The 8,899-nt window shown below is 39.5% G+C and carries 9 protein-coding genes; 6 read left to right on the forward strand and 3 right to left on the reverse strand.

Translation table 11 applies throughout. The features are described 5' to 3' along the window. Positions 1-209: 209 nt before the first annotated feature. Positions 210-1,499, reverse strand: a complete 1,290-nt coding sequence (locus B3Y13_RS09705) for a vWA domain-containing protein (protein WP_296024080.1) — start codon at positions 1,497-1,499, stop codon at positions 210-212. Between the two features lie 62 nt (positions 1,500-1,561). Between B3Y13_RS09705 and B3Y13_RS09710 the strand changes: the two genes are divergently transcribed. The 6 genes from B3Y13_RS09710 (at position 1,562) to B3Y13_RS09735 (ending at position 7,032) form a co-directional block, all read left to right on the forward strand. After that, positions 1,562-2,737: a hypothetical protein gene (locus B3Y13_RS09710; RefSeq protein WP_296024078.1), complete on the forward strand. Its 1,176-nt coding sequence runs from the start codon at positions 1,562-1,564 to the stop codon at positions 2,735-2,737. After that, positions 2,712-3,341 carry a helix-turn-helix domain-containing protein gene (locus B3Y13_RS09715; RefSeq protein ID WP_296024074.1) on the forward strand — a complete coding sequence of 210 codons (630 nt, stop codon included), beginning with the start codon at positions 2,712-2,714 and terminating at the stop codon, positions 3,339-3,341. The genes B3Y13_RS09710 and B3Y13_RS09715 overlap by 26 nt, the downstream gene beginning before the upstream one ends. 66 nt (positions 3,342-3,407) lie before the next feature. Beyond that, positions 3,408-4,259 carry a phosphodiester glycosidase family protein gene (locus B3Y13_RS09720; protein ID WP_296694244.1) on the forward strand — a complete coding sequence of 284 codons (852 nt, stop codon included), beginning with the start codon at positions 3,408-3,410 and terminating at the stop codon, positions 4,257-4,259. 50 nt (positions 4,260-4,309) lie between these two features. Further along, positions 4,310-5,281 carry a PilZ domain-containing protein gene (locus tag B3Y13_RS09725; RefSeq protein ID WP_296667490.1) on the forward strand — a complete coding sequence of 324 codons (972 nt, stop codon included), beginning with the start codon at positions 4,310-4,312 and terminating at the stop codon, positions 5,279-5,281. A 162-nt stretch (positions 5,282-5,443) separates the two neighbouring features. Beyond that, positions 5,444-6,589 (forward strand): tetratricopeptide repeat protein, encoded by a 1,146-nt coding sequence (locus tag B3Y13_RS09730; RefSeq protein ID WP_296667489.1) that lies wholly within the window; start codon positions 5,444-5,446, stop codon positions 6,587-6,589. A gap of 2 nt (positions 6,590-6,591) precedes the next feature. Next, positions 6,592-7,032: a DUF192 domain-containing protein gene (locus B3Y13_RS09735; protein WP_296667488.1), complete on the forward strand. Its 441-nt coding sequence runs from the start codon at positions 6,592-6,594 to the stop codon at positions 7,030-7,032. 3 nt (positions 7,033-7,035) lie between these two features. Here the strand turns inward: B3Y13_RS09735 and B3Y13_RS09740 are convergent, their stop codons facing one another. Beyond that, a complete protein-coding gene (locus tag B3Y13_RS09740) occupies positions 7,036-7,575 on the reverse strand; it encodes a hypothetical protein (protein WP_296667486.1) in 540 nt (179 codons plus the stop codon). A 5-nt stretch (positions 7,576-7,580) separates the two neighbouring features. Then, positions 7,581-8,777: a Crp/Fnr family transcriptional regulator gene (locus B3Y13_RS09745; RefSeq protein WP_296667484.1), complete on the reverse strand. Its 1,197-nt coding sequence runs from the start codon at positions 8,775-8,777 to the stop codon at positions 7,581-7,583. Positions 8,778-8,899: the final 122 nt, after the last annotated feature.

Genomic DNA, 8,899 nt, shown 5'->3' on the forward strand with positions numbered 1-8,899 from the left:
TGCTTGACACGGCAATCTTGCAAAAAAAGTGCAATAGATTATCGGGTCAAGCCCGATAACGACATAAAATCATAAAACTCGAAGTTTGGGCTAAATAAAGAAAATTTTTTGCCGTTTAAAAAGAGAGTTAAAAATGACAAAAATTTAACACCTGCCGAGGGCACTGAGTGGCGAAGAGCGGGTTAGACTGTGTAATGCCGTCCAAATCTTTATCTTCCGCGTGCGCTTTTGTCGTCTGGAACGATGATTGCGTCAATTACGATATTTGTTGATTTGGCTGTTTTTGCAACGAGCTGTTTTGTGTATTTGCCGGTTCCGCGTGGGGTTGGATGAGGCTCTGCGTCTCCAATCAAAATGATTTTTCTGTAAGCGTCTTTTCGCCATTTGTAGAATGTCAGGCTTGCAAAGAGCGCTTCGTAAACGGCTTCTGGAATGTCGCCGCCTTCGTTTCCGTAAATTACAAAATTGTTGAGATTTTTTGTAAAGACATTTATGTCTTTTGTAAATTCGTAGCGTTTTACTGGAAGTCCCATGAGCCGGTAAGTGTCGTTGTAGTCGCGGTAAAGTAAAAGTCCGATTCTAAAATCTCCAAATTGTTTTATCTGCTTTGTCAGACGGGGAATCCATTCATCACGGAGTTTTTGAATGTCATCTTTCATGCTGCCTGTTGTGTCGATTGCAAAAACAACGTCAACCTTGTTTTTTTTCGAAATTCTTTCAAGACTTGCAGTTATGTCGTCTACAATTGAATCCGGACCTTTTGAAAAGCACATTTGTCCGCCGTTAAAATTTGCAATGTCGTTAAAACTTGCGGCTGCAGCCGGGTTGTAGTCGTCTGTAAGCACAATCGGCTCTTTGACTGGCGGCGGCAGTTCTTTTGGTTCTGGCAGAGGCTGAGAAGCAGGTTCTTGTTTTTTTGCTGGAAGCTCAGCTTTTTTTTCTGGAATTTTTCCGAGATCGAACATAAAAGGGTTGTCCAAAAATGTTCCTGTGTAGTCGCCGTATTTTTTTGAAAAACTGCGAATATTGATGAATGTTCCGCGGCTGATTTTTAATTTTCCGTGGCGCGACCATTCGTAACCGTACTCGATTTCTGACGGAATATAAATATGAAAGGCTTGCCCAAACTGCTCGTCTGGCTGAGGCGTTGAGTCGATGAGAGAATATTTTGCAAATTCTGATTTTAGAGGTTTGCCGTTTAAATAGCGGAGCTCGTCGCCGTTTATTGAATTGTATTCGAGAGCGCGGTATGCGTAATTGTCCTGTGTTCCTGACGGATCTTTTGTTGTTTCTGTGAGCATTATTGATTCAATTCCAGGCTTTTTTCTTATATAAAGATGGTACCCTTCTGCATTTTCAAAATTTTTATTGTTCTCGTAAACGAGACGAAGGTCGCTTTCGGTTATTAAGAGAAATGAGCTTTGTTCTGCTGGTGTCTGAGCAAAAATTCCGAAAAATCCATAAATTGTTAGAAAAAAAGAAAATGCAAGCTTTTTCATATTTTTTATATCGGAATTTTCATTTGTTGAATTTAGAACAATCTGTGATATACTAAAAAAAATTGGAAAATAATAAAGATATGCAGTCAGACTTTACAGAAAGTGATTTTACTTCAATCGATTTAAGCGAGTTTTTGGATACTCAGGAAATGGGCGAAGAAACAGAAGAAAGCGGAATTGTCGTTCTGACACAAAATCAAAAGGTTCTCTGCGATGAATTAAATTCGCGAATTGCGCTCTATTCTCCGCAGCATAAGGAAATTTTTGACAAGAGAATGGCGGACTTAAAGAGGCTTGCAGTTGCAATTGCAGAATTTCCTTCATTGCTTTCCAGGGTAACTTTGACTTCAGAAACCCGGACTCCACAGGATATTATTGAACTTCTTGTTGACATTGATTCGGATTATGGAAAAACTTTTATCCAGCTTCCAAGCAAGGCAACTTTGGGAAAAGGATTTTTGACGGCAAAACTGCATACTTTTTCTTCGCTTGCAAAACTTGCGCTAAAAGTAAACAACAGCATGGAATTAAAGACAAAACTTGATTCGACTGAAAAGACTGAACCGGAAAAAATTGCAATTTCAAGCAAATTGATTCAGGCATTTAAAGACGAAACAGTTTCTATGATGTTTTTGCTTCTTGCGGAAGACGTTTACTTGAATTTGATAAAAGACGATTCTTTGAATGTGGATTTTAGACGTCAACTTGCGACTTCTCTCCTTCTTTTGTGGGAACACAGGGCGGATCAGAATATTTCGGACATTGCTCCTGTTTTGACAAGCGTATGGAAGGCTAGGCGGACGTTGGCCCCGGCTTTTGGAACGATGATGGGAACAAGCGAATTGATAATGTTCTCGTTCCAAATGGATGAAGTTTGGAGCAAATTTATCCGCACCCAGCTTGAAATTCCGGAAGTAAGCCAGGCGATGGAAGAGTTTTTGTTTGGGATTTCTTACGAACAGATTCAAAAATTAAAACGTCTGCTCAGGGAAAAAGGAATTGGTTCAATCGGACGAGATGAAGTTTCGAAATTCTTAGGCGAAAAAGTAAAGACCGATGTAAGCGGCGATTATAAAGATTTTTACAGTCAATATTCAATCCGGCGCGACAATGCTCAGGCGCGAAAAAGGCTGAACCTTGAAGGACCGCACAGAACTTTGGAAGATCATTTTATTCGCTTTGTAATGGAACAGAATCGGGAGAAACAGAATAATGACACTTTTGCAAAAGCAGACTAATAATTCAGAAAGCCCTCAGGACGGAAAGAAAATTCCATATCACTTTGGAGAAAAAATCCGTACAGTCAGGGAGCGGAGCGGACTTACCTTAAAAGCTGTCGCTCAAAAAGCCGGAGTTTCGGAAAGTCTTGTAAGCCAGATTGAAAGAAATAAAGTGAGTCCTGCGATTGATACTCTTTTGACACTTGCAGATGTTCTTGACATAAACCTTGAATTTTTGTTTGAGGAATATCATAAAACCCGTCCAGTTGAAGTTACCCATAAAAATGAGCGTAGGCAGATTGTTGAAGGTGATATTCTTTACGAAGAAATTGCCGGAACGTCAAAAAATGACGGTCAGCACGCGCTTGAATCTTACGAAATTACAATTCCTGTTGGCGCAAAAACTTATCGTGGCTCTTACGGACATTTAGGAAAAGAAATCGGATATATCCTAGAAGGTAAGTGCCAGCTTCATTACGAAAATTTTGTTTATGAACTTCAGGCAGGCGACAGCGTTTCGTTTTCTGCAAATTCGCCGCATACGCTTGTAAATATCGGCGATACTGTGGTTCGGGCAATCTGGACTGTAACGCCTCCTCAGAGATTTATCCATTCTAAATAAAAAAAATGGCGATTTGACAGAAAATTTGAAACCGCCGTCTTTTTTTCAAAAATGAATCTTAAGTTAATGAATCTTAGAAAGACATATTTTTTTCTTTTTTGCGCAGCCTTTTGTTTTTTTACAGGCTGTAGTTCTCTTTCTTCGTTAAAAAACGAGCCTTTTGTTGAGCTTGATGAATCTTCTTATATTCCTGAAAAAATAGAATGGAAAAAAATAAATTCGTTTTCGGAATATTTTTTGTTTGAAAATAAAAAAGTTCCTCTTCGATATCATCTTGTAAAAGTAGAGCTTAGCTCGCGAAATTTAAAAATTTCCGCTTATCCTTCTAAAAAAAATGAACTCGAAAAAGGAATCTCCGCTGCGAGTTTTGCCAAAAAGTCTGGAAGTTTTGTTTCGATAAATACAGCGCCGTTTAAAGGTCGTTTTTTTTCTAAACGCAAAATTGTTGGAATTTACAAAATTCAAGGGCAGGTATTTTCTGAAAAAAACGGACGATATTCTGCGCTGGGTTTTAAAACTGAAAAAGACGGAAGCTTAAAGGCTTTTATTGCAAATCAAAATGAATTGAACAGCATTGAAGAATTTGATTACATTTTTGGCGGTTTTTTTAAAATTTTAAAGAATAATGAAGAAATCGAATTTCTGTATTCAAGCAGAAACAGCCGAACGGCGGCAGGAATTTCTTCTGATGGAAAGACGCTTTTTTTGCTTGTTGTTGAAGGCGAAAGAATTTTTTTAAGCAAGGGCCTTTCTTACGGAGAATGTGCAAAAATCCTTAAATTCGCAGGTTCTGCGGACGGACTTGAGTTTGACGGCGGAAGTTCATCAAGTCTTTTTGTTAATGGAAAAAATATGCTTTTGTACCGAAATTTTACAAAATGCGCGGCTTTTTTTGGTTTTTTTGACAGTGGCAAATAAAACAGTCTTTTAAGTTGACGGTGATTTTTTTATAAAGTATAGTTTTATCTATGGGTGTTGCAACAACTCAGCAGTTACAGCGGTTTTATGACCAATATCGGGATACAGAAATTACTTTTACGAAAGATATTATTCGTGCGCTTGGTCTTGACCCTCGGCAAATTTATATAAAATGTAATCGCGGACAATGGCCTTGCATCATAAATTCGACATCTTTTTTGCAGGCTAAGATTATTGTCGGCGCAAAAGGCGGCGCTTTTAAAGCTCTTTCTGACCAGTCAACTTCCGGCATAAATTTGCGCTTTTGTTTTCTTGAAACCGAAAATGATGTGATGAGTTTTTTTGTTGCTGGACATGTTACAAATATTGTTCCGTATATGAATTCGTCGGAGCTTGCCGTAATTACGATTGCTTTTAACCAGCGTCCGCCAGATGATTTAATTGAAGCGGTCGGTCGTCTTCTTGAGGCAAATTCAAATGCTATACGTCGTCGTGAAGAAAGAATTTTAATTAACGAAAATTCTAAACGCAAGCTCGGGCTTGTTCGTGAAGAGGCGATTGTTTTAATTCAAAACGTTCCGCGCCACTGTATTGTACGCAATTTATCTTTTTCCGGGGCAAAAATTATACTTTTGGGACTTTCTCAATTTTTGACGAATAAACCTGCTCAGCTTAGGCTTGAATTTGAAGACCCAAACGAAGTTATAACCCTTAACGGTGTGATTGTTTCTTCGGAAGTGATTGAAGGAAGAAAAGATATTGTTGCCTGCAGTATAGCATTTGCGGATAAAACTGTTCCGCTTTCTTATAAATTGCATGTAAATAATTTTCTGACGGCTGTAAGAAAAACTCAGCTTTCTGCAAGCGACCAGATTGCCCAGCAAAAGGCAATGCAGGCAAAAATGGCGGCTCAAAAGCAAAATTCTCCTGCTAATTCTCAGCCAGGACAGACGGCGCAAAATGTTTCTGTACAGACTGAAAAAATGCAGGCAAATCAGCCAGAAACAAATGGAAACGCTTAAAAAAGTTGCTTATGTGGCAGGGATTGCAGGGGCGGCGAATGCCGTTGCGTCTAAGCGCAGCGTAGCAATGGAGCGGTAGCGGAACCCCGAAAAGCCCGTTTTTTTACGAAGTAAAAAAGCCACCCGAATTTAAAAATTAAGTTTTTACAAGGAAATATTTTTATGAAACCGACAGATCCACTTGAATCAGTTTATTTTATTGAATTGCCAGAAGATTTTCATTTTACTCAAAAGGCAATGCCGATCGATCCGACAATTCCTCTTCCTGTGCAAAAAAAAGAAAAGGATGATCCTGGAACTTTTAATATGAAAGAATTGACGGAAGAGCAGATTCTTGCAGGTTTGCTTACTGTTATGGCTTACGACAGCGACAATAAAAATATTTTGTATTACCGTTCGATTCTTGGGAAGGCGCGCCCGAATTTGAAAAAAGAACTGACTGAAGCGGCGATTTTAAAGACAAAAAATCAGGATTACGATCTGGCGGAAGAAATTTACGCTTCTCTTCGTGGCTTTGATCCGGAAGATATTGCGACAATTTTGAATACGGCTCTCTTTTTTGATCAGCGTGCGGATTCGTACAGGACTTCTGGTCTTTATGACGATGCCGATGCTTACGATGCTGACGCGCTTTTTTATTACAGACAGGCGATGGATGCAGAGCCGGCTGTTCCAGACGCTTTTTTTAATGCAGGTTTTTATTATCTTAAAAAGCATAACTTTAAAGAAGCAAAAAGCTGTTTTGAAACTTATTTGGCGCTGACTTGCGAAATGACAGACGATGAAATGGGTGAGAATGGACTTTATAAAAAGAATCGCGCCCAGGAACTGTTAAATGAAATCAGCAACCGCAATATGGAAGATGATCATTTTAAGGCTGCTTACGATTTTATAAATAAGGGCGAAGTTGAAAAAGGCCTTGATGAAATTCGTGTCTTTTTGGAAAAAAATCCTGCGGTTTGGAATGCGTGGTTCATGCTTGGCTGGGGATTAAGACAGCAGAAAAGATACGAAGATGCTAAAAAAGCCTTTGAAAAAGCTCTTGCACTCGAAGGCGGAAAACGGGCCGACACCTACAATGAGCTTGCAATCTGCTTTATGGAAGAGCGGAATCTGCCAAAAGCAAAAGAAGCTTTGCAGACGGCGCTTTCTATCGAACCTGAAAATACAAAAATTATTTCTAATTTGGGATATTTGGCGCTAAAAGAAGGTAAACCTTCGGACGCTGCCGCGTATTTTCAGACTGTGCTTGAATATGATCCAAACGACAAGCTTGCTGCTGCGGAACTGTTGAAAATGGACGTATAGAAATGAAAAAAACAATGCTGTTTTTGGCTGCAAATATTTTTATTTTTTCATTTTTTTCTTGTGCGCAGAAACTGCCTGTTCAAAAATTAACGGTGACAACGCAGAAAAGCGGGCAGGTTTGTGTTCTTGCGGAAGTTGCAAAAACTCAGGCGCAGCGCAGCCGCGGTTTTATGGAGCGCAAAAATATTCCGGCAGGGACAGGAATGATTTTTGTTTTTGAGCGCGACCAGATTTTGAGTTTTTGGATGAAGAATACGCCGCATCCTCTTTCGATTGCATACATCGACAGCGCAGGCACAATCCGCGATATTTTTGATATGACGCCGTTTTCTCTTTCTTCTGTAACAAGCACAGTAAGCGTAAGATATGCGCTCGAAGTTCCAAAGGGCTGGTTTGAAGAAAATGGAATAAAGACGGGCGATAAAGTTTCTCTGCCAGAATAAGGCTTAAAGGCTTTCTAAAAATTCATCTTTCGATTTTTCTTCGATTGTTCTTTGAACATTGCTTTCGCTGAGCATTTTATTGAATTTTGCATTATCGATATATTTTAATGTAAGCGGACGTTCAAGGCTCATAATTACAAAATTATCTTGCCATGCTGAGCGTTTCGGGCTTATCAAAGATGGATTTCCGTATTTTTTAGAAAGGCTTGTAAAAACTGAGGCGTGGTCGATTTTTTTTTCGTTTAAATTGAGCGTAATAGAAAAAAGTTTATCATCAACAAACTGAAACCAGCAGCGCGTAAAAAAAGAATAAGCGTTTTTGGAAGCGTCTGTTTCGATTAAAACCTGCTTTGTTTTTGGAGAAAGGCTTACATCTCTGTCGCCGCGATAGCCAAAGTCGGTGTTCTTTTTTAGCTCGGATTTTACCTCGTCAACGCTCATTCCAAGCTCAATTGAGCCGTACCCTTTCGGAAGTGCTGAACAAAATGCGGTGCAGGTAAAAAAAGCAAAAACGCAGAATGCAAAAAAACTGTTTTTTTTCATAAAAATCAACGTTCCTTGTGCTGTTTTCGGATAAAGGCACTTTGTTTTATAAGTTCAAGACAATCTGGAACAAAAATTTTGTTTTCAGGCGAAAGCTTTATAACCGGCGAAAGTGAAAATTTCGGAACAAAGATGTTTTTTTCGTCCTGGCTAAGCCCGCACATAGTGGCAATATCCAAAGGAGTTAAATCTGTCTGATACGAAGTTTTGTTTTTTTGATCGATTGCAACCCGCGCCTTTTCAATCTGAAGAGCGAGCATATCGGTCATTTTGCTGATTGGGTCGCGAATCTGGCTGTTCAAAAGCTGTCTTTGCGTTTGAAAAAGCCTTTCTGCCAAAGTTGTTGTTAGTTTTGCAATAAGCTGCGGCTGGGTTTGAACCATCTGGTTAAAGTTGGAGCGGTTTACGGTCATGAGTGTGCAATCTTCTTCGGCGATTGCGCAGGCAGAGCGAGGTTTGTTTTCGAGGAGAGCCATTTCTCCAAACATGTCGCCTTTTTTTAGAATTGCAAGCGTAACTTCCGAGCCGTCGACAACTTTTGAAATTTTTACGCGTCCAGACTGAATTATGAACATGTCGGCTCCGCTCTGCTGTTCCGCCATAATCATCGTGTCTTTTGGGTATTTTCTGAGCAAGTCTTGATTAGATTCAAAATAAACAGCCCGGCTTTTAGCTCTTAATGCGTTGAATCTTGTCTTTGCGAGAAGAACATTTATGCCGGCCGGATTTGCCTTTACATATTGATAATAAGCAAAGACCGCAATACTCGGTTTATTCATCTTGTCGTAATACGAAGCAACCCTGTAAATCTGCTCAGGACTTTGAGAAGCTGAATTATTTAAGGTTGCAAGAACGAGAGTGTCGTTCAAAAGCCGCATTCTGTTTGCAAAAGTGCGGATAATTTTCATAGCGACTGGAGTGTTTTTTTCGATAAGCTCAGGATATTGCTCGCGCCGGACAGAAATACAGACAACGTCAGTAAGCGCAAGCACTGTGTCCACCTGCGAATGGTTCGACATGCAGGAAATTACGCCGATAAAGTCTCCTGGGCCGAGTATTTCTTCTTTTTGGCCTGGGATCGAATTTTCCTTGTGAACGCGTACATTTCCGCACTGAATAATATAAAAAATATTATTTTGAGGACGTCCTTCGACTGTGATATACGAACCACGCTTAAAATTTACGAACTGTAATTGAATCACGATATTCCCCGCTTCTTAATCAAAAATTATAATGGAAAAATACGGAATTTGTAAGCCTTGAAAAATCAAAAATGACGAAAGCTGTTTTAATGCTTTTTCGAGCTTCGTCACGATGACGATTG

Source organism: Treponema sp. UBA7567 (assembly GCF_002476655.1).
Taxonomy (GTDB): domain Bacteria; phylum Spirochaetota; class Spirochaetia; order Treponematales; family Treponemataceae; genus Treponema_D.